The sequence below is a fragment of the Nocardioides sp. Z22_16 genome (assembly GCF_058134365.1).
On record NZ_JBYTTI010000001.1, the window covers coordinates 692,750 to 712,141 of the forward strand.

General features: G+C 72.7%; 21 protein-coding genes. 4 read left to right on the forward strand and 17 right to left on the reverse strand.

What is annotated here, in order from left to right:
• Positions 1-3: 3 nt before the first annotated feature.
• A complete protein-coding gene (locus AC3X7R_RS03340) occupies positions 4-933 on the reverse strand; it encodes a VOC family protein (protein WP_489964139.1) in 930 nt (309 codons plus the stop codon).
• Positions 934-950: 17 nt separating this feature from the next.
• On the opposite strand from AC3X7R_RS03340, the gene AC3X7R_RS03345 reads away from it, so the two are divergent.
• On the forward strand, positions 951-1,973 hold the full coding sequence (locus AC3X7R_RS03345; protein ID WP_489964140.1) for an MDR family NADP-dependent oxidoreductase: 1,023 nt from the start codon (positions 951-953) through the stop codon (positions 1,971-1,973).
• Positions 1,970-2,773 carry an SDR family NAD(P)-dependent oxidoreductase gene (locus AC3X7R_RS03350; protein WP_489964141.1) on the forward strand — a complete coding sequence of 268 codons (804 nt, stop codon included), beginning with the start codon at positions 1,970-1,972 and terminating at the stop codon, positions 2,771-2,773. Before AC3X7R_RS03345 ends, AC3X7R_RS03350 begins: the two co-directional genes overlap by 4 nt.
• Before the next feature lie 94 nt (positions 2,774-2,867).
• Here the strand turns inward: AC3X7R_RS03350 and AC3X7R_RS03355 are convergent, their stop codons facing one another.
• The 14 genes from AC3X7R_RS03355 to AC3X7R_RS03420 all read right to left on the reverse strand — a co-directional run bounded on the left by AC3X7R_RS03355 (position 2,868) and on the right by AC3X7R_RS03420 (position 15,517).
• A complete protein-coding gene (locus AC3X7R_RS03355) occupies positions 2,868-4,157 on the reverse strand; it encodes a hypothetical protein (RefSeq protein WP_489964142.1) in 1,290 nt (429 codons plus the stop codon).
• Positions 4,158-4,336: 179 nt separating this feature from the next.
• On the reverse strand, positions 4,337-5,203 hold the full coding sequence (locus AC3X7R_RS03360; RefSeq protein ID WP_489964143.1) for an HpcH/HpaI aldolase/citrate lyase family protein: 867 nt from the start codon (positions 5,201-5,203) through the stop codon (positions 4,337-4,339).
• Positions 5,193-6,353 (reverse strand): acyl-CoA dehydrogenase family protein, encoded by a 1,161-nt coding sequence (locus AC3X7R_RS03365; RefSeq protein WP_489964144.1) that lies wholly within the window; start codon positions 6,351-6,353, stop codon positions 5,193-5,195. The genes AC3X7R_RS03360 and AC3X7R_RS03365 overlap by 11 nt, the downstream gene beginning before the upstream one ends.
• A gap of 9 nt (positions 6,354-6,362) precedes the next feature.
• Positions 6,363-6,806, reverse strand: coding sequence for a Zn-ribbon domain-containing OB-fold protein (locus tag AC3X7R_RS03370; protein ID WP_489964145.1), 444 nt, complete (start codon positions 6,804-6,806; stop codon positions 6,363-6,365).
• Complete coding sequence (locus AC3X7R_RS03375) at positions 6,803-7,951, reverse strand: acetyl-CoA acetyltransferase (protein WP_489964146.1); 1,149 nt, start codon at positions 7,949-7,951, stop codon at positions 6,803-6,805. The genes AC3X7R_RS03370 and AC3X7R_RS03375 overlap by 4 nt, the downstream gene beginning before the upstream one ends.
• Complete coding sequence (locus tag AC3X7R_RS03380) at positions 7,948-8,415, reverse strand: MaoC family dehydratase (RefSeq protein ID WP_489964147.1); 468 nt, start codon at positions 8,413-8,415, stop codon at positions 7,948-7,950. The genes AC3X7R_RS03375 and AC3X7R_RS03380 overlap by 4 nt, the downstream gene beginning before the upstream one ends.
• Positions 8,412-8,924: an FAS1-like dehydratase domain-containing protein gene (locus AC3X7R_RS03385; RefSeq protein ID WP_489964148.1), complete on the reverse strand. Its 513-nt coding sequence runs from the start codon at positions 8,922-8,924 to the stop codon at positions 8,412-8,414. Before AC3X7R_RS03385 ends, AC3X7R_RS03380 begins: the two co-directional genes overlap by 4 nt.
• Positions 8,921-10,162 carry a Rid family hydrolase gene (locus tag AC3X7R_RS03390; RefSeq protein WP_489964149.1) on the reverse strand — a complete coding sequence of 414 codons (1,242 nt, stop codon included), beginning with the start codon at positions 10,160-10,162 and terminating at the stop codon, positions 8,921-8,923. The genes AC3X7R_RS03385 and AC3X7R_RS03390 overlap by 4 nt, the downstream gene beginning before the upstream one ends.
• Positions 10,159-11,553 carry an MmgE/PrpD family protein gene (locus tag AC3X7R_RS03395; RefSeq protein WP_489964150.1) on the reverse strand — a complete coding sequence of 465 codons (1,395 nt, stop codon included), beginning with the start codon at positions 11,551-11,553 and terminating at the stop codon, positions 10,159-10,161. The genes AC3X7R_RS03390 and AC3X7R_RS03395 overlap by 4 nt, the downstream gene beginning before the upstream one ends.
• A 2-nt stretch (positions 11,554-11,555) precedes the next feature.
• Positions 11,556-12,836: a CaiB/BaiF CoA transferase family protein gene (locus AC3X7R_RS03400; protein WP_489964151.1), complete on the reverse strand. Its 1,281-nt coding sequence runs from the start codon at positions 12,834-12,836 to the stop codon at positions 11,556-11,558.
• Between the two features lie 5 nt (positions 12,837-12,841).
• Positions 12,842-13,870: an LLM class flavin-dependent oxidoreductase gene (locus tag AC3X7R_RS03405; protein ID WP_489964152.1), complete on the reverse strand. Its 1,029-nt coding sequence runs from the start codon at positions 13,868-13,870 to the stop codon at positions 12,842-12,844.
• Between the two features lie 5 nt (positions 13,871-13,875).
• A complete protein-coding gene (locus AC3X7R_RS03410; protein WP_489964153.1) occupies positions 13,876-14,442 on the reverse strand; it encodes a MaoC family dehydratase in 567 nt (188 codons plus the stop codon).
• On the reverse strand, positions 14,439-15,194 hold the full coding sequence (locus AC3X7R_RS03415; RefSeq protein WP_489964154.1) for an alpha/beta fold hydrolase: 756 nt from the start codon (positions 15,192-15,194) through the stop codon (positions 14,439-14,441). The genes AC3X7R_RS03410 and AC3X7R_RS03415 overlap by 4 nt, the downstream gene beginning before the upstream one ends.
• Positions 15,191-15,517, reverse strand: a complete 327-nt coding sequence (locus tag AC3X7R_RS03420; protein WP_489964305.1) for an antibiotic biosynthesis monooxygenase family protein — start codon at positions 15,515-15,517, stop codon at positions 15,191-15,193. Before AC3X7R_RS03420 ends, AC3X7R_RS03415 begins: the two co-directional genes overlap by 4 nt.
• A gap of 48 nt (positions 15,518-15,565) precedes the next feature.
• Here AC3X7R_RS03420 and AC3X7R_RS03425 point away from each other — a divergent pair, with 48 nt between their 5' ends.
• Both AC3X7R_RS03425 and AC3X7R_RS03430 read left to right on the forward strand, forming a co-directional pair.
• Positions 15,566-16,390 carry a hypothetical protein gene (locus AC3X7R_RS03425; protein ID WP_489964155.1) on the forward strand — a complete coding sequence of 275 codons (825 nt, stop codon included), beginning with the start codon at positions 15,566-15,568 and terminating at the stop codon, positions 16,388-16,390.
• Entirely contained in the window at positions 16,387-17,247 is an 861-nt protein-coding gene (locus AC3X7R_RS03430; RefSeq protein ID WP_489964156.1) for an NAD-dependent epimerase/dehydratase family protein, read from the forward strand. Before AC3X7R_RS03425 ends, AC3X7R_RS03430 begins: the two co-directional genes overlap by 4 nt.
• Before the next feature lie 109 nt (positions 17,248-17,356).
• On the opposite strand, the gene AC3X7R_RS03435 is transcribed toward AC3X7R_RS03430, so the two are convergent.
• Both AC3X7R_RS03435 and AC3X7R_RS03440 read right to left on the reverse strand, forming a co-directional pair.
• The gene (locus AC3X7R_RS03435) at positions 17,357-18,724 is read right to left on the reverse strand and encodes a hypothetical protein (RefSeq protein ID WP_489964157.1); all 1,368 of its coding nucleotides are present in this window, start codon (positions 18,722-18,724) and stop codon (positions 17,357-17,359) included.
• Entirely contained in the window at positions 18,721-19,371 is a 651-nt protein-coding gene (locus tag AC3X7R_RS03440) for a neocarzinostatin apoprotein domain-containing protein (protein ID WP_489964158.1), read from the reverse strand. The genes AC3X7R_RS03435 and AC3X7R_RS03440 overlap by 4 nt, the downstream gene beginning before the upstream one ends.
• Between the last annotated feature and the right edge of the window lie 21 nt (positions 19,372-19,392).

A 19,392-nucleotide genomic window follows, 5' to 3' on the forward strand; every position in this document is an offset into this window, starting at 1 on the left:
GCCTCAGCCGCGCTCGACGACCAGGTGCGGCGCCGAGAAGGGCGGCGTCAGCACGCCGGCCCGGACGACGCCGAACGGGGCCAGGTCGAGGGTGACGACCTGGGCCTCGTCCCCGGCGCGGGCGAACAGCTCGTCCAGGTCGTCGGTGAGGACCACGAGGCCGAGCAGCCCGCGCCGCGGTGCCACCGAGCAGCCGAGCAGCGAGCCGCCCTGGCCGGCGTGCCCGTAGTCGACGATGTTGACGTAGGTCTGCTGCCGGCTCGGGCCCACGGTGCTGGACCTGACCCGGAGCTCGGCGTCCACCCCCACGAGCGCGGAGAAGGACGCGTCCACGAAGTCGTACTCGTAGACCACCGTCCACCCGAAGACCCGCTCGTACCAGGCCAGGGCGGGGCCGGCGTCGCTGAGCGGCAGCGAGATGCTGACCGGCTCGCTGGAGACCCGGTCGCGGACCTCGGCGAAGTCGGTGAAGAACTCCGCGGGACCGTGCAGGAACGCGGTCACCAGGTGGTCGGCGCCCAGGTGGTGCGCCTCGCGGAAGCCGCCGTCACCGGTCTCGTACGACGCCTCCTTGCCGATCATCGGGAAGCCCGCGTCCCGGGCGTGGACCAGCGCGCCCTCGAAGTCCCGGGCGTAGAAGTCGATCACCCGGAAGGCGTCGCGGTGGAGCCGGGTCCGCTCGTCGCGGATCGTCTGCGCCGCCTCCGGCAGCTCGGAGTCGAAGCGGCAGAGCACGGCGCCGGCCGCCACGCCGGGTGTGCGCAGCACCACGAGCTCGGTCGCGCACGCCGTGCCGAAGAGCGCCCTGGTGGAGTCGGCCGGGAGCTGGGCGCCCGCTTCGACACGCATCCCGAAGACGTCGGTCAGCAGCGGCACGTGGTCGTCCAGGGAGCCCGCGGAGATCAGCGGACCGTAGATCCGGGAGGAGGCCATCCGTATATTATATCTACATGACTGCACCGGCCCCGGCCACCACCCGTGTCGTCGTCGTCGCGTCGTCGCCGCGGGGGCTCCCGGTCGCCGGGGACTTCGCGGTCCGCGAGGAGCCGCTCCCCCTCCGCACCGCGGACCAGGTCCTGGTGCGGGTCGACGTGCTGTCGCTCGACCCCTACCTGCGCTCGCTGCTGGGCCAGGGACACCTGGACGACCCGGCACTCGGGCCGGGGGAGGCGATGCCCGGACGCGCCGTCGCCACCGTGGTGGAGTCCGACGACCCGGCGCTGCCGGTGGGCTCGCTCGTGCTGGGTGAGACCGGCTGGCGCGAGCACGCCGTGCTCCCGGTCGCCCTGGCCGCGCGGCTGCGCGTCCCGGAGGGCGTGCCCACCTCCGCGGCCCTCGGGATCCTCGGCATGCCGGGACTGACCGCCTATGCCGCCCACGTGCGCCACCTGGCGCCACGCCCCGGCGAGACGGTGGTCGTCTCGTCCGCCACCGGCGGCGTGGGCTCGCTGGCCGGCCAGCTGGCCGGCCGCAGCGGGGCCCGCACCGTCGGCATCGTCGGGAGCCGCGAGAAGGTCGCCCTGGCGCACGACCTGGGCTACGACGAGGTCGTGGTCCGCACCGCGGCGGACTGGACCGACCAGCTGCACGCCGCCTGTCCCGACAAGGTCGACGCCTACCTGCACATGGGTGACCAGGCCACCTTGGACGGCGTCGTGGAGCACCTCGCCCTCGGCGCCCGGGTCTCGCTGTGCGGCCTGATCGACCAGTCCAACGGAGCGCCGCCCACCCGGATCCGGGCGGGCGCACTGATGCTCGCCCGGGCGACCGTGCGCGGTCTCGTGGTCCACGACCACGCCGACCTCGCCGGGGAGCACGTCGAGCACGTGGGCGCCCTGCTCGCCGCCGGCACCCTCCGGCTGGTCGAGGAGACCTGGAACGGGCTCGAGCAGGCCGGCGCCGCGTTCGAGGCACTGATGTCCGGCCGCAACCGCGGCAAGGTCGTGGTCCAACTGCACCGGGAGGGTGAATGACGAAGAACGTCGTAGTCACAGGGAGCACCAAGGGGATCGGACGGGCGATGGCCCGGGAGCTGCACCGCCGCGGGCATCACGTGGTGGTCAGCGGACGCGACGAGGAGGCGCTGCGCTCCGTGGTCGCCGAGCTCGAGGCGGCCGAGGGGGGCACGGTCGTCGGGCAGCTCGTCGACGTCAGCGACCCGGACTCCGTCGAGCAGCTGTGGGGCTGCGCCGTCGACAAGCTCGGCAGCGTGGACCTGTGGGTCAACAACGCGGGGGTCGCCCACACCACGCAGACCATCGTGGAGACGGCCCCGGCGGCCGTGCGCAGCATGGTGGAGACCAACATGCTGGGCACCATCTTCGGCTCCCAGACCGCGGTGCGGGGCATGACCGCGCAGGGGGGCGGCCAGCTCTTCAACGTGCTGGGTGGGGGCAGCGACGGCAGGATCCGCCCCGGCATGGGTGTCTACGGTGCGACCAAGCGCGGGCTCGACATGTTCACCCGGGCCCTGGTCAAGGAGGTCGACGGGACCGGCGTGCTGGTGGGACAGGTGCGCCCGGGCATCCTGATCACGGACGGCTGGCTGCGTGAGGCGGCCGCCGCACCCGAGCAGGTGGCCCAGCAGCGGCGGATGCTCAACATCCTCGTCGACCACGTGGACGAGGTGGCCCCGGAGCTGGTCGCCCGGATGCTGGCCAGCACCCGGAACGGCGACGAGATCGCGTGGCTCACCTCCACCCGGCTGGCCAGGCGGTTCATGAGCCCGGGCTACGCCAAGAAGAACGACAAGCTCGCCCGCTACGGACTCTGAGCACCGCCCCACGAGCACCGGCACACAGCACCGGCACACAGCACTGGCCCCGACGGAGATCCGTCGGGGCCAGTGTCCTGGAGGGGTGCGGGGGTCAGATCTTGAAGGAGCCCTTGGCCTTCGAGGCCAGGTGAGCGGCGTCGCCGCCGTAGCTCACGTTGACCTTGTAGGCGCCCTTCTTGAGCTTCTTGAGGGTGACCTTGCCCTTGCCGTTCTTGATCGTCACCGTGACGGTCTTGAACTTCTTCTTGCCCAGCTTGATCACGACCTTGGCCTTGCCGGTCGCCTTCGCGTCAGCGCCCTTGACCGACACCGTGAGGACGGCCTGCTTCTTCTTCTTGTTGGCCTTGATCTTGACCGTCGTCTTGGACGACTGGGCCGCCGGGACGGTCGGGGTCGGCGTCGGCTTCGGCGTCGGGGTCGGCGTCACGGTCGGCGTCACGGTCGGCGTCGGGGTCGGCGTCGGCGTGGGGGTCGGCGTCGGCGTGGGGGTCGGCGTCGGCGTCGGCGTGGGGGTCGGCGTCGGGGTCGGCGTCGGGTCCACAGCCTTGGCGCAGTCGACCGGGTACTCCACGCCACCCGAGGTCACCACGATGCCCAGCGAGTCGACCGTCACCGTGGACGGGTCGGCGGTGCCGGTGCGGGTGCCGCTGACAGTCGGCAGGTCGAAGGCGCCGTTGCCGTCACGCACGGGGTCGTAGGCGACCTCGCCTGCCAGATCCACCTCTTCGCCACCGAGGGTCACACCCAGGTCGACGGCGATCTTCTGGACCTTCACGAAGGACGGCATCCCGGGGCTGAACTTGTCGGCCAGGGTCGCCGTCACGCCGGTGCCCGTCGAGGTCACGCTGGAGTTGACCGTGTAGACCATGCCGTAGCCCATGGCCGAGCAGTCGAACGCCTGGCTGGCGGTGAGGACGACGGGAGGCGGAGGAAGGATCGTGCAGTCCACCGTGGCGGTCTGGCCCAGCACGGTCATGTTGACCGAGAAGCCCTCCACCGAGACGGCGTCGCCGGCAGTCGCGGCGTCGAGGGTGCCCGCCACCTGCGGCAGGTCGAAGTTCGAGTTGCCGGGTACGGCCGGGTCGTAGGTCGACGCGCCGGTGAGGACCGCCTCCTGGCCGTCGACATCCAGCGTCACGGTCGGGGCGATCCTGGAGATGGTCGGGAACGCACCCGGCATGCCGGTCTTGAACGGCGCCTCGAAGTCCAGGGTGACATCCGTGCCGGTCACCTCGACGGAGACGTCGCTCGTGTAGGTCGTCGGGGCAAAGGTGCCGTACGCACAAGAGGCGGAGAACGACGTCGCGACCGGGGCTGCGGACGCGGTGGTGGACAGGGCTGGCACGCCCAACGCCCCCAGCACCAGGGCTCCGGATGCCACTCCGGCGATTCTTCGAAAACGCATGGGTTCCTCCTTGGTGGCCGCACCCTCGGGTGGTGTGGCCTGGGTCTCAATCGGATAAGATATATGATTGTGACCTCAGAGGACAGGCCTGTGCGGAGATTTGTGTGATCTGAAACACTCCCGAAACATGGGCCGCCCCGGCGGCCCCGGTCGGGTCACCGCCTCCGGGCGAGCACCAGCCGCGCCTGCCGGGCCACGGCCTCGTCGATCATCCGGCCGCGCGCGTCCAGCGCCACGCCGGAGCCGGCGGCGGCCAGTGCCGCCAGCAGCTCCTCGGCCTCCGCCACCGCCTCCGCGGTGGGGGTGAAGACCTGGTTGACCGTGGCCACCTGCGCCGGGTGGATGCAGGCCCGCCCCATGAAGCCCAGCCGCGCCAGCGCCTCGGTCGAGGCGCGGAGGGCGTCGAGGTCGCGGAAGTCGGTGGAGACGGGGGCGATCGGCGGGGCGATGCCGGCGGCCGCGGAGACGAGCACGACCTGGGAGCGCACCCAGAGCAGCTCGCGCTCGTCGGGTCCGAGCGTGACCCCGAGGTCGGCGCGCAGGTCGGCCTCCCCCACCTGGAGCCGGTGCACCCGGGGCGCGGCCGCGATCTCCGCGGCCCGCAGCACGCCTGCGGCGCTCTCCAGGAGCGGCACGATCCGGGCGGTGGAGCCGAGCTCGTCGAGCAGCGCGGCCGCCGCCACCACCTGCTCGGGCGACTCGACCTTGGCCAGGGTCACCCCGGCCAGCCCGGGGGCGGCTGCGACGGCACGGATGTCGTCGAGCGCGGCCGCGCCGGAGTTGACCCGCACCCAGACCTCGACGTCGGTGGGCGGGAGCCCGTCGAGCCAGGTGGCCACCAGGTCACGGGCCAAGGCCTTGCGGTCCGGGGCCACCGCGTCCTCCAGGTCGACGATCAGCTCGTCGGCACCGCGGCCCAGGGCGCGGCGGAGCTTCTCCGGCGCGTCCCCGGGGACGTAGAGCGCGGAGCGCGACAGCCTGGCTCCGGACACAGGAGCCGGCCCGGCAGCCTCAGCCGACACGGGTCTCCCCCTTGATCAGCGACTTCGCCACCACCGTGCGCAGGATGTCGTTGGTGCCCTCGCCGATGCTCATCAGGATCGAGTCGCGGTAGAGCCGCTCCACCTCGAACTCGGTGGAGTAGCCGTAGCCCCCGTGCACCTTCATCGAGTCGATCGCCGCCTGCAGCGCCACCTCCGAGCAGAAGATCTTCGCCATCCCGGTGGCCCCGTCCGCGCGCCCGCTGCGCACCGCGTCGGCCGCCCAGTAGGCCATCAACCGGGCCGCCTGCACCTGGGTGCCGAGCTCGCCGAGCTTGAGCTGGATCGCCTGGAACTCCGCGATCGGCTGCCCGAACGCCTTGCGCTGCTGGGCGTAGGAGAGCGCCTCGTCGTGAGCGCGCTGGGCGATGCCCACCGAGCGGGCCGCGATGTTGACCCGTCCCCACTCCAGGGCGGAGAGCACCTGCTGCATGCCGCGCCCCTCGACGCCCCCGACCAGCTGGGACGTCGGCACGCGCACGTCGTCGAGGACGACCTCGCACGACTCGGTGCCCTTGTAGCCGAGCTTGCCGATGTCCTTGGTGACCTCGAAGCCGGGGGTCCCGGCCTCGATCAGGAGCACGCTCATCCCCCGGTGCGCCGGTGAGGCGCCGGGGTCCGTCTTGACCAGGACGGGCAGCGGGTCGGCGTACCGGGCGTTGGTGATCCAGGTCTTGGAGCCGTTGACCACGTAGTGGTCGCCGTCGAGCCGCGCGGTGGTGCGGATCCCCTGGAGGTCGGTGCCCGCGTCGGGCTCGGTGAGACCGATGGCCGAGCGACGCTTGCCGGTGGCGAGGTCGGGGAGGTACTTCTCCCGCTGCTCGGGCGTCCCGTGCATGTGGATCAGCCGGCAGGCCAGCGAGTGGCTGCCCAGGATGCCGGCGATGCCCATCCAGCCGCGGGCCAGCTCCTCGAAGACCAGGGCGAAGGAGACCGGGTCCAGGTCGAGGCCGCCGTACTCCTCGGGGACGGTGATGCCGAAGAGGCCCATGTCGGCCATCCCGGCGACGATCTCCGTGGGGTAGCGACCGGCCTGCTCCCACTCCCGGGCAACCGGCACGATCTCCCGGTCCACGAAGTGCCGGAGCAACGCCTTGAACTCCGCCTGGTCCTCGTTGAGCGTGAAGTCCATCTCTGCCTCTCAGATCTCGGTGCGGGGGATGAAGTAGGGGACGGCCCGGCCGTCGTCGAGATCGGCCCAGGCCACGACGACGGGGTCGTCGATCCGCCAGCCGCCGCCTTGCGGCTCCGCGGGCTCCAGGCGGGTGAGCACGACCGGGCCCTCGGCCAGGCGGACCCGCGCCACGGTGTAGGGCACCTCGACCTCGGGCCGGGGCGCCCGGTGGACCACGGTGAAGGTGTCCACGACCCCGGTGCCGGCGACCTCGGCCTGCGCCAGGTGGTCCATCGAGCCGCAGCCGGTGCAGAGCGCCCGCGGGGGGTGCTGCACGTGCCGGCAGGCCGAGCACCGCTGCACCGTGAGCCGGTGCCGGGCGGTCGCCGCCCAGTAGCCGTCGGTGTTCTCGTCGGCGGGAGGGACGGGGCCGGGGACCCATGCCCTGGGGAGCTCGCCGGGGAGGCTCATCGGTCCACCCCCAGGACGACCGTGGCGTGCGTGGAGAGGATCCCGCCGGTGCCGTGCGCCACGGCCACCTCGGCACCCTCGACCTGACGGGCGCCGCACTCGCCGCGCAGCTGGCGCACCGCCTCGACGAGCAGCAGGACCCCGAACTGGCCCGGGTGGCAGTAGGAGAGCCCTCCCCCGGAGGTGTTGAGCGGGAGGTCACCGCCGGGGCGGATCCGGCCCCCCTGGATGAGCTCCAGCGCCTCCCCCTCGCCGCACAGGCCGAGCGCCTCGACGCTGAGCACGGTGGTGAGGGTGAACGAGTCGTAGACCTGGACGACGTCGACGTCGGCGGCGGTGACGCCGGCGCGTGCGTAGGCGTCCTGGGCAGCGCCCCGCGCGCCCGGCACCGCCAGGTCGGCGACCGCGGTGAACGAGGTGTTGGTGGTCCGCTCGCCGTAGCCGAGCACCTCGACCGGCCGGCGGGCCAGGTCGCGGGCCCGCTCGAGGGAGGTCACCACGACCGCTCCCCCGCCGTCGGTGACCAGGCAGCAGTCCGCCGCCGTCAAGGGCGAGGAGATCATCGGGGAGTCGACCACGTCGGAGACGCTCAGCGAGCCCTTCCCGTACCGGAAGGCTCGCGGGTTGAGCAGCGCCCACTCGCGGGCGGCGACCGCGACCTCGGCCAGCTGCTCACGGGTGCCGCCGTAGCGGTGCAGGTAGGCCTGCGCCGCCATGGCGTAGTACGACAACGGGAACAGCGGGTCGTAGGGCTCCTCGAAGGCCGCCTCCGGCACCCACGGCTCGTGGACGCCGCCGAGCCGGCGGGAGCGGGCCGAGCGCTGGTTGGAGGCGAAGGAGATCACCACCACGCTCGCCTGGCCGGCCTGGATCGCCTGGGTGGCGCGGGCCAGGTACATCTCGAAGGCGCTGCCGCCAGCGAAGGTCGAATCCGTCCAGGTGGGAACCACGCCGAGGTAGTCGGCGAGCTGGGTCGCGGAGAAGCGGGAGATGCCGTTGGTGGCGAGGCCGTCGACGTCGGCCAGGGTCAGCCCGGCGTCGGCCAGCGCGCGGGTGACCGCCTGGCTCTGCAAGGTCAGGATCGACTTCCCGGTGACGCCCAGGTCGCACTCGGCCGCCCCGGCGATCGCGACGCCGGTGCTCACGATGCCCCCGGTCCGTCGGGGGTGCCGAGCAGCACCACCGCGCGTGCCGGCGCCACGGCCGCCCGGCCGGCGGTGCCGTCCTCGGCCACCACGACGACCCCCAGCTCCACGGTGAGGCGGCCGTCGGCCACCTCGGTGACCGTGCCGGTGCAGCGCAGCCGCTCACCGGCGAAGACCAGGTTGCGGAAGGTGAACTCGAGCCGGTGCACGAACGACTGCGGGCCGAGCCAGTCCTGCAGCATCTCCACCAGGAGCGCACCGAAGACCTGCCCGTCCACGATCGGGCCGGGCAGGCCCTTCTCCGCGACGTACGCCGTGTCGTAGTGCAGCCGGTGCCAGTCCCAGGTGGCGCCCGCGTAGGCGACCATGTCGGTGAGCCCGATCGTGCGCTCCAGCGGCGGGACGGGGTCGCCGACGGCGATGCTCGCGTGGTCGGCGAAGCCGGCCGGAAGGGTCTGGCTCATGCCTGCTCCGTCCCGCTGCGGGCGAGCTCGACGAAGATGATGGTCTCCGCGTTCTCCGCGAGCAGCTCGTCGTCCTGGTTGGTGTAGGTCGCGGTCGAGGCGATGATCAGCATCGCGCTGCCCGAGCCGGTGACCTTCTCGCCCACCGAGGTGATCCGCCAGGTCGCGGTGACCACGTCCTCGGGGCGGATGCGGCGGTGGAAGGTGTAGGAGTTGCCACCGCGGACCTGGCGGGTGTGCGGGATGTCGAGGTCCCAGGTGTGCCCGGCGTAGCCCTCGTGGTCCATCGGGAGGCCGGCGTACTGATTGGTCTCGCAGACCAGCGTCGGGGGTGCGGTGACCCCCGCCAGGCCCTGGGCGCGGGCGTAGTCGGGGTCGGAGTACAGCGGGTTGGCGTCGCCGATCGCGAGCCCGAAGTAGCGGCCCGCGGCGGCGCCGAACGGCTCCGGCGCGGTGTAGACCTTGGTGCGGCCCTCGAGGGCCCGCACCTCGTCGGTGAGCAGGCTCATGGGCGGGCCTCCGCCGTGACGGTCCCGGGGAGGGAGGGGTAGAGCGCGGTCGGGAAGACCTCGAGCAGGAACTCGGGGCGCAGCAGGCTGTGGCACAGGGCCCCGGTCGACGCCGGCCACGGGGGCCCGAGGAGTCGCTCGCGCACCTCGGCGACCGCCTTGTAGTCGCCGACGGCCGACTCCACGCAGTACTCCGTGGTCTCGCGCAGGTCCGCGGGTCCGAGGCCCGCGTGCTCGAGCAGGTGCAGGATCGCGCCGTACGTCGCCTCCGCCTGCCGGCCCAGGTCGCCGGCGTGCAGCGCCTGCTGGGACTCCATGTCGAGGGCCGCGAAGCCGGACATGAACAGCGTGCGCCCGGCCCTCACCCCAGGGGCGTAGGTCAGCGTGTCGTAGCGGGACCACCCGGGGTTGACCAGCTCGAGCGGGTGCCGGGAGGCGGTCACGTCGATCGCCACCAGCGCGCCGGGGGCGTGCAGCCGGCTCATCAGGATGCCGCCGGCCCCCGGGTAGACCCCGCCCTCGTTGTCGCCCAGCAGCTCCTTGCGGACCCGGTGGGTGCCGCGGTAGACCGCGCGGGTCTCCGGGGTGGAGTAGTCGTAGGTGGTGACCGCGTGGCCGAGGGTGAGACCGACCGACTCGAGCAGGTCGCCCGCCCGCTCCAGCACGTAGCGGTACTGGGAGACGAAGTCACCCTCGAAGACCACGTCGCCGTGCTCGTCGATCGGGGTCACGGTCGGCAGGTAGACCACGCCGTCCTCCCCCTCGGTGATCGAGGAGGCCTGCCAGGTCCCCGCGTCGCGGGCCTCGGAGGCCACCCGGAGCTGCGCCCCACCGCCCCGCACCGCGTGCAGCTCGACCTCGAGCCAGGCGGCGCGCCGCACCAGGCGCTCGACCACCACGGTGCGCACGGTCGGGCGCTCCCCGAGCAGCTCGCGGCGCACCCCGGCCGCGTCCTCGTAGGCGGGCAGCCCGGCGACCGTGACGTTCTCGCTGACCCGGGTGACGTCCTCGGGCCCGAAGCCGGCCCCCTCGAGGATCGCCAGGCACTTGGCATAGGCGATCCGGGCCTGCTGCTCCATGGTGCCCTCGACCGTCATCCTGCCGAGGGCGGGATCGTGGCGCGCGGAGGTGTGCCCCGAGGTCCAGGCGGAGTCGCCCTCGGTGAGACCGAGGCAGAAGGTGAAGCCCTGGTAGGGGAACCAGTCGAACTCGTCGGGCTCGATGGCGGCGAGGGTCATGCGGGGACCTCCAGGGGTGCGTCGGCCGCGGCGGCGGCACGGGTGAGGAGCAGGGTCAGGTCGGGGGCGGCGGGCAGCGCGAGGACCGCGTCGGCCAGCGCGTCGGCCAGCGGCCCGGCGTTGCCGGCGAGCTTGGCGCGCAGGTCGGCGTCGGCCAGCGGGGCCGACCCGCCACCGGGGCTGCGGTCGACGTGGCCGGCGACGACGCTCCCGTCGGCCAGCGTCAGGACGACGTCGCCGGCCGCGTCGGCGGCGACCCCGTGGCCGGCGGTCTCCTCCCAGGTGATCCGCGCGGCCAGCGCGCTGATCTCCGGGCGGGCGAGCTGGGTGGGTGCGTACGTCTCCACCCCGACGTGGCCGTCGACGAGCAGCGCGGCGACGCTCCACGGCAGGCTGAACTTGGCGGCGTACGGGCTGGCGGGGTGGACCAGGTCGCGGTCGGCGACGCAGACCACCGAGGCGGAGTCCGGGTGCACCCGCGCGTGCACCGCGACGACCCTCTCCGCGTCGGCACCGGCGCTCGCCAGGCCCTGCGCGGCCGCGGCCATGGTGGCGTGCGCCAGCTGGCAGGCCGGCCACGGCTTGATCCCGATGCGGGTGGTCTCCCACACCGAGCCCAGGTCGCGCAGGATCACCGAGACGTCGACCGGTCCGGTGGCGAGGGCGTCGTAGACCCCGTGCGGGCCGTCGAAGACGGTCTCGGGACCCGTCGCCCCGGCCGCCGCGAGACGCGCCGCCAGGATGCCGGCCTGGGAGGCGAACCCGGGGTGCAGCTGCTTGGTGCTGGCGCCGGTGGCCAGGAAGGCCAGCAGTCCGCCGGCCTGGCTGCCCGCGATCCCGAGGGCGTGGGTGGTGGTGGCCGCGTCCAGCCCGAGCAGCCTGGCCGCGACCGCGGCGGAGGAGAAGACCCCGGCCACCATGGTCGCGTGCAGACCGGCGGCGTGGAAGCCGTGCGGCGCGGCGGAGGCGACCCGGCAGGCGACCTCGTAGCCCACGACCGCGGCGTCGAGGACCGCGCGACCCCCGGCTCCGACCTGCTCCCCCACCGCGAGCGCGGCGGGGAGCACCACGGCGGTGGCGTGCACCAGGCCGCCGGCGTGCGTGTCGTCGAAGTCGAGCGCGTGCACGAGCGTGCCGTTGGCCAGCGCGGCCGCGGGCGCCGAGATCCTGGTCGACGTGCCGAGGACGGTGGCCTCCGCCGGGCCGCCGAGCCCGAGGGCCACGGTGAGCGCCGGCACGGCGGCGTCGGCCCGCACGGCGGCGACCGCGGTGCCCAGGCCGTCGAGCAGGTGGCGCAGCGCGGCGGCGTCGACCGCGGCGGGGACCGCCAGGTCACCGGTGACCCAGCGAGCCAGCGCGGCGGCGGTGCTCGGGGAGTGTTCCGCGGGCATCCTCAGGCCTCCGCGGCCCCGGACGCCTGGGCCACGTCCACCTGCTCCTCGGCCTGGGGCGCGGCGCCGAAGGCGCCGGCGGCCGCGAGCTCGGCGATCCGGTCCGCGTCGTATCCGGCGACCTCGGTGAGCACCTCGAGGAAGTGCTCGTTGCGCTGCGGGGCGCGGCGGTAGTCGGGGAGCTCGGCGCCCACCCGCACCGGCGAGGCCACCTGGGTGACGGTGCCGTAGCGGGGGTGCTCGGTGGTGACTAGCATGTTGCGGGCGACCAGGTGCTCGTCCTTGAGGGCGGCCTCGACGTCGTTGATCGGGCCGCAGGGGATCGCGGCCGGGTAGCAGAGCGAGAGCCAGTGGTCCACGGTCTCGGTCGCGAAGATCGCCTCGAGGGCGGCGGTCAGCTCGGCCTGGTGCTGCTGGCGCAGCGAGAAGGTCGCGTACGGCGAACCCTCCTGCGCCCACTCCGGGTGGCCGATGACCTCGGCCAGGCGGACCCAGAACTTCTCCTTGGCGCAGCCCACCACGAACCACCCGTCGGCCGCCTCGAAGGCCTGGAAGGGGACGAGCGAGGGGTGCGCGGAGTGGCTGATCCGCCTCGGCGTGTAGCCGGCGTTCAGGTGCCAGGTGGCCGGGTAGGTGAGCATCGCCATCGCGGTGTCGTAGAGGCTGACGTCGCAGTCCATCCCGACGCCGTCGCGCTTCGCCGCGTGCAGCCCCGCCATCAGCGACAGCGCGGCGACGTAGCCGCCGGAGAAGTCGACCAGCGAGAGGCCCGACTTCGTGGGCGGGCCGTCCGGCTCCCCCGTGAGCTCCATCCAGCCGGCCAGGCCCTGCAGCACGTAGTCGTAGCCCGGCTCCTGCTGCCGCGGCCCGGTCATCCCGAAGCCGGACAGCGAGCAGCAGACGATCGCGGGGTTGAGGTGCTTGAGCTGGTCGTAGGTGATCCCGATCTTCTCCGGCACGTCGCCGCGCAGGTTGGAGTAGACCGCGTCGGCGTGCCGGACCAGGTCCTCGAAGACCGCGCGCCCCTCGGGGGTCTTGATGTCCAGCGAGATCGACCGCTTGTTGCGGTTGAAGGTCTCGAAGAAGAGCGAGTCCTCGCCCTCGAAGTACGGCGGCACGTAGCGGCCGACGTCGCCGCCCACCCGCGGGTCCTCGATCTTGATCACGTCGGCCCCCAGGTCGGCGAGGTGCACGCTGCCGAAGGGTCCCGCTCCGTACTGCTCGAGCGCGATGATCCTGACGTCCTGGAGCGGCTTCATGCGCTGGTCCGGCTGCTGGCTCATGTGCGTCATCCTTTGGTGAGGGTCTCGATGAGGCCGATGACCTCGTCCTGGCCGGCCCGGACCTGCGCCGGGCTCAGGCCGTGGGTGGGGGCGGAGAGCTTCACCGCATCGGCGAGGCCCCGGTAGCCGTCGATCTGCTCGATGACGCGGTCCCGGTCGCCGTTGAGGGTGATCGCGTCCACCATCTCGGGGGTGACCGCGGCCGACAGGTGCTCGGCGCCCCGGCCGGAGCCGAAGACCTCGATCACCTCCTGCTGGGCCTCGCCCAGGCCGTGGAACTCGAAGAAGTCCGCGTAGGAGCGGACGCTGGCGTAGAAGCCCACGTGGCCGCGCACCCGGTCGACGGCGGCGCGCGGGTCCGGGTCCACCGAGCAGCAGGCCGAGACGACCAGCTCGATGTCGGAGCGCGTGCGCCCCTCGACCGCGGCGAGGCCCGCCTCGATCTCGGGGAGCGTGCGCTCGGCGAGGTACTTCGGGGAGCAGAGCTCGTGGCTGATCCAGCCGTCGCCGATGCGCCCGGCCAGCCGGGTCATCGCCGGGCCCATCGCGGCCAGGTAGACCGGGATCCGGGTCCTGCGGACCGGGTAGGGACGCTCGTAGCCGCGGATCCGCATCGGCTCGTGCTCGCCCTCCAGCCGCATCTCCTCGCCGGCCGTCGCGTGGGAGACGAAGTGCCGGATGTTGCGGACCACCTCGTCCAGGTGACCCACCGGCTTGCCCCAGCGGGCGTTGTGCCACTCCTCGTTGAGGCGCTTCACCCCGGAGCCCAGACCCAGGATGAACCTGCCCTCGGCCAGCTCGTCCAGGTCCAGCGCCTCCAGGGCGGTCACCATGGGGCTGCGTGCGAAGGCGAGCTGGATGGCCGTGCCGACCTGGGCGGTGCTGGTGGCCTGGGCGATCGCGGCCGCGCTCACGCTGGCGCTGCGGTGCAGCTCGGGCACCCAGATCACCTGGGCGCCGGCCTCCTCCGCACGGCGCGCCGCGTCCGCCAGCTCCGCCAGGGTCTCGCCCCACGGGGCGAAGGTGATCCGCATCCCGGTCAGTCCTCGGCGAGGTCGGTGCCGGCGAGCAGGGAGCGCTTGCCCTCGGGGAAGATCCCCTCGAGCTGCTCGGCCCCCTGCTTGTAGACGTAGAACATGCGCTTGAACGAGCACACCTCGTCGCCGTGCTGGTTCAGGGTGCGGGTCTTGACCGTGACGATGCCGGCGTGCGGACGCGAGGCCGACTCGCGCTTCTCCAGGACCACCGACTCGCTGAAGAGGGTGTCCCCGGCGAAGACCGGGTGGGTCATCCGGATGTCGTCCCAGCCCAGGTTGGCGAAGGCGTTCTGGGTGAGGTCGGTGACCGACTGGCCCACCGCGATGGCCACCGTCAGCGTCGAGACGACCAGCGGCTTCCCGAACTCCGACCGCTTGGCGTACTCGCTGTTGAAGTGCATCTGGTTGGTGTTCATCGTGAGCAGCGAGAACGAGATGTTGTCGTGCTCGGTGAGGGTCCGGCCGAGCGGGTGCTGGTAGACGTCGCCCACCTCGAAGTCCTCGAAGAACCTGCCCTGCCACCCGGGCTTGAGGTTGGCGGCGGCGGATCCCTGCTCGGAGGTGGTCATCGGAGACCTTTCATGATCGGGCGCGTCGTACTGGTCGCGTCGGAGGTGTGCGCGTGCGGGTTGAACGGGCGGGGCACCTGCTCCAGGAGCAGGGCGGCGACGAGCGAGGGCGCGGTCAGGGGCGCGTCGTGCCCGGCGTCCAGGACGGTGAACTGGCGTCCCTGCGCCTCGAGCCGGGCCCGGGTGTGGGTCGAGGGGTAGCCGGAGGGGGTGCGCGCGCAGAACGCGAAGACCTCGCGGACCTCGGCCGGCACGGCGGGCACCGGGTCCAGCGCCGGACCCACCGGGCTGGCGCTGAGGCGCTCGTTGAGCCAGCGGGCCGTCTCCTCGTCGTACTCCCCGGAGTCGGGGGGGACCGGGCTCGCCTGGACGACGGTGCCCCGCTCGGGAAGCCGGGACGGCGCCGGGCCCAGATCGACGGCGCGCTCACCGGCGGCGGGCACGGCAGCGTCGAGATGGACCACGCAGGCGATCCGGTCCGGGATCCGGGACGCCACCGACGACGTGACGAGACCGCCCTGGCTGTGCCCGACGAGGATCACCTCGCGCAGGTCCTCCAGCAGGATCAGTCGACTGACCTGGTCCGACCACACCTTGAGGCCGGCGACGTCCCGGACCCGCTCGTGGTGCTCACCGGCGCCGATCAGGCTGGGGGCGTGCACGTCGTGGCCGGCGGCGACGAGGTGCGGCCGGACCTCGCGCCAGGCCCAGCCGCCACGGAACGCTCCGTGCACCAGGACGAACGTCGTCATGCCCCCACCTGCGGATCGGCCTCGTCGAGGACGACCTCGAGGTACTCGCGCGGGTAGGAGTCGTAGGGCTCGAGGTGCTCGTACATGAGCACGGTGTGCTCGACGTAGCCCTCGGCTCCGGTGCACGCCTCGTAGCTCTCGACGGAGTCGAACCAACGCAGGTGGGTGAAGTGCTGGCGGTCCTCCACGCCGCGCACCAGGCGCCTGCCGCGGAAGCCGGGCTGCCCGGCGAAGAACCGGCCGAACTCACCGCTCAGCGCGATGTAGGCGCTCGCATGCTCCTCACCCGGCTTGGTGCGGGCCTGACTCACCACCACGATCATCGCTTCCACCTCCTGACAGAATAGATCATATATCTATACTCTGTCCGCATGAGCAGCAGCGCCCAGACCAAGACCATCCACGAGTTCTTGGCGGAGAACCCCGACGTCGACAACTCCGAGCTGTGGGCGGAGTTCTGGAAGATCCTCAGCGAGGCCAAGGAACGCATCGTGGCCGAGCTCCCGGTGCAGCCGCACCCGGCGAGCGAGGGGCTGGACTACTGGGCCACCGAGGACGGCAGCTACGAGGGGGCGATGCACACCTTCTCCGGCGACCAGTCGGTCGAGGGGCCGGCCGCGGAGTGGCTGGTCCACTCCTGGATCGGCAACCGCAAGAGCTCGATCCTGGACATGAACCTCCAGGTCTGGCTCGGCCCCCAGATCGACGTGCCGCACCTGATCCTGGTCTTCGGCACCATCCCGCAGGTGTTCTTCTACTCCGAGTGCGTGGCGCGGCGAGACCTGATGGTCGACGCCGACTACCTCGCCCGCTACTACGAGCCGGAGAACGAGAAGTTCCTGGCCCTGCGCGGCGACGACCGGTTCACCTGGTCGGTCAGCCACGGCACCTACATGCGCGCCTTCCTCTCCCCGATCGCCCACTCCTACGTGGCCGACCGCACCGAGGACGTCGTGGAGACGCTGCGCCAGGTGGTCCGGGACCGCGTCGACACGTGGCTGGGCTGGGTGCGCGACGCCGTGGCGACGCCGGTGGAGGAGCGCGCCGCGCTCCGCGCCCGGGACCACCGCGTCCGCACCCTCGGATACACCCTCGACCCGATGAACGAGCTCTCCAAGAGGTTCCTGGGGGCCGAGCGGGTCGACGAGCTGGTCGCAGTGCGCGCCGGCTTCACACAGATGGAGGAGAACGCATGAAGGTCCTTGTCATCGGAGCCGGGTTCGTCGGCTCCGCGGCCGCCCGGCAGCTGGCCGGCCTCGGCCACGAGGTGACCGTCACCGCCACCAGCGAGGAGAAGGTGGCCACGCTCCGGGAGAGCTTCCACCGCGCCGTCGTGCTGCGGGGCTCCGAGGAGGCGACGGTCCGCGAGGCCGTGGCCGGCCAGGACGTGGTGGTGGTCACCGCAGGACCCTCCGCCCAGGGCTCCATGACCCCGGAGGGCCGGGCGAAGACCTACCACGACGTGCTGGTCCGCACCGCGGAGAACGTCGTGGCCGCCTCGGGGCCGCAGACCCGCCTGGTGGCGCTCTCCTCGCTCTCGGTCTACGGCGACGCCGCCGACCACCTCGAGGTGATCGACGAGGCATCGCCCGTGACCGCCTCCACCGATCCGAGCCCCAGCAACTTCCTGGCCATGGAACGGGTCTACGCCGCGACGGGCGACCGGGCGACGATCTTCCGATGCGGCGACATCTTCGGTCCCGGCGACCCGCCGATCGCCGAGAAGGTCGCGATGGCCCACCGGTTCCTCGGCGGGTCCGTGCCCTTCTCCGGCGACGCCCTGCTCTACCGCCTGCACGTCGACGACGCGGCCGAGGCGGTGGTGCACGCGGTGCACCACGACACGAGCGGCCTCTTCAACCTGACCCACGCGCAGGTGCCCCCGACCAACGCCAAGCTCTTCGACCGGCTCTCGGCCGAGCAGGGGCTGCCGGCCCTGCAGTACCGCGGCGAGATCGCGTCGCCGTCCTCCCCCATCTCGGTGGAGAAGCTCACCGCCAGCGGGTTCGAGGCCTCCCGGTCGTTCGACCCGGCCCTGGCCGAGCTGGCCTGAGGCACGCCGGCCCACGCCGGCCCACGCCGGGCCGCGCAGACGCACACACCACCGGGGTGGGCCCTAGCCCGCCCCGGTGGTGCTGTGTGTCGGTGGTGCTGTGTGCCGGTCAGGTCCCCTGGCGACGCCGCGGGAGGTGGAGGAACAACGCCACGCCCGCCAGCACGAGCGCGCTGGACCACAGCCCCAGCATCGCCAGCGGCGCACCCGACCCGGTCTGCGGCAGGGTGCTGGTGCTGGGAGTGCCGCCGGCCGGCGTGCCACCCCCCGGCGTGCCACCGACCGGCGCCGTGCCCGGGTCGGACTCCGGCATCTCGCCCACGCCGAAGGTGGCCGCGCCCAGGGCACCGCCGCCCTTCACGTCGCACTCAGCGCTGATGGTCACCCCGGACATCTCGCCGAAGGCGAACGAGAAGCCGGTCACCTCGACGTCGGCCTCCTCGGCCGAGCTGCTCATCTGGGCGGTCAGCGTCGGCACCGGCACGGTGCCGTACGACGCGGCGTTGACCGTCGACCTTCCCTTCAGCGCCACGGACTCGCCGCCCATCTTGGCGTTCATCGTCACGTCCATGGTGCCGTTCTCGATCGGCACCGGAGCCAGGCCCGGGATCTCGCTCATGCTCGCCGCGAGGGAGACCTTCTGGTCACCCGCCTTCGCGCGCGAGCCGGCCAGCCGGACGCTGGGGGTGTAGTCGAAGTCGCTCCCGAAGGGCTGCAGCACGCAGGCGTAGGTCACCTTCCCGGTGGCGGGGCTCCCCTTGCTGCTCGAGCTCTTCGGCTCCTTGCCCTTGCCGGGGGTCTTGGTGGGCTCCGGCTTCTTGCTGGGCTTCTCCGTGGGCGACGGCGACGGCGACGGGGACGGCGTCGGGGCCGCGGTCAGCGTCGGGACCGGAGTGGGTGTCGGCAGCGGGCCGGCCGCGCCGTCCACGCCGACGTCACCGATCGCCCAGCTGAGCGCGGTGCCCTCGATCGGGCAGTAGGTGGGCAGGACGTAGCCCATCGCCGCCGCGTCGATCTGGATGTTCGTGACCACCACGGAGATCGGGGTCGTCGCGCCCGGGATCGTCGCAGACACCTTCGGCACCGGCACCGGCGCGTTGGCAGCGACGTCGACGGGTCCACCCGCACCCTCCAGCGTGACCGGCGTGCCGTTGACCGTCGCGGTGATCTTGGCGACGGTCTTGGCGTCCTTGAGCGCGATCGGCACGATCCCGACCCCCCCGGGCTTCGCCAGGTCGTTGGCCTGGATCTCGAGGTGGGTGTTGGTCCCGTCGGTCTGCGCGGTCACCGTGAGGGAGGCCGCCCAGTCGAACGTCGGGAAGTAGGGCTTCTCCGGCGTCGGCGCCAAGTGCGCGGTCTGGCACGCGACCGTCTGGGAGGAGGTCACGGGTGCGGCCGAGGCAGGCGTGGCGAAGCCCAGGGTGACGGCGGCCAGCGAGGCGGCTGCTGCGCCGGCCAGCAGGCGACGCGCCCTCACGCGACACCCCCCAGGCGACGGGCGCCGAGGCCCAGCCCGGCCCCGGCCAGGAGCAGCACGACCGCACCCAGCACGGAGAGCGCCACGACCTCACCGGCGCCCGTCTGGGGCAGGGTGTCGTCGCCCCCGCCCGGGGCCGCCTCGTTCCCGCCCGCGGTCTCCTCCTCGGCCTCCTCGCCTCCCGCGTCCTCGGTGACCGGCTCGGTGGCCCCGGCACCGAAGGTGATCGGGATGACCACCTGGTTGGCCGCGACCGTCGCCGCGTCCTCGGCGGTCGGCAGCGGAGCGGCGGCGATCACGCACTGCACCTTGGTGCAGTCGTAGGAGCCGAACTTCTCCTTGACCACGATGGTGAAGGTCCCGATCGAGCCGGCGCCGTCGGCGTTGCGGAACGTGGCACCGCCCTGGAGGTTGCAGTGGCTGGGGCCGGTGTAGCCCTCGATGCACTGCCCGGCCGCGATCTGCCCCATCCCGGGCGCGAAGCCCTTGCCGGTGAGCGTCACCTGCTGGCCGTCGGTGAGACCGTCCTTCGCGCTCACCTCGAGCGAGGGGCCCGCGGCGAAGCCCGGCGGCGCTCCGACGAGCGCGACCACGAACAGCGCGATCGTGGCCGCCAGGGCCTTGGCGAGTCTGGCTGTGCTTCGCATGGTGGTTCTCCTCGGATCGAC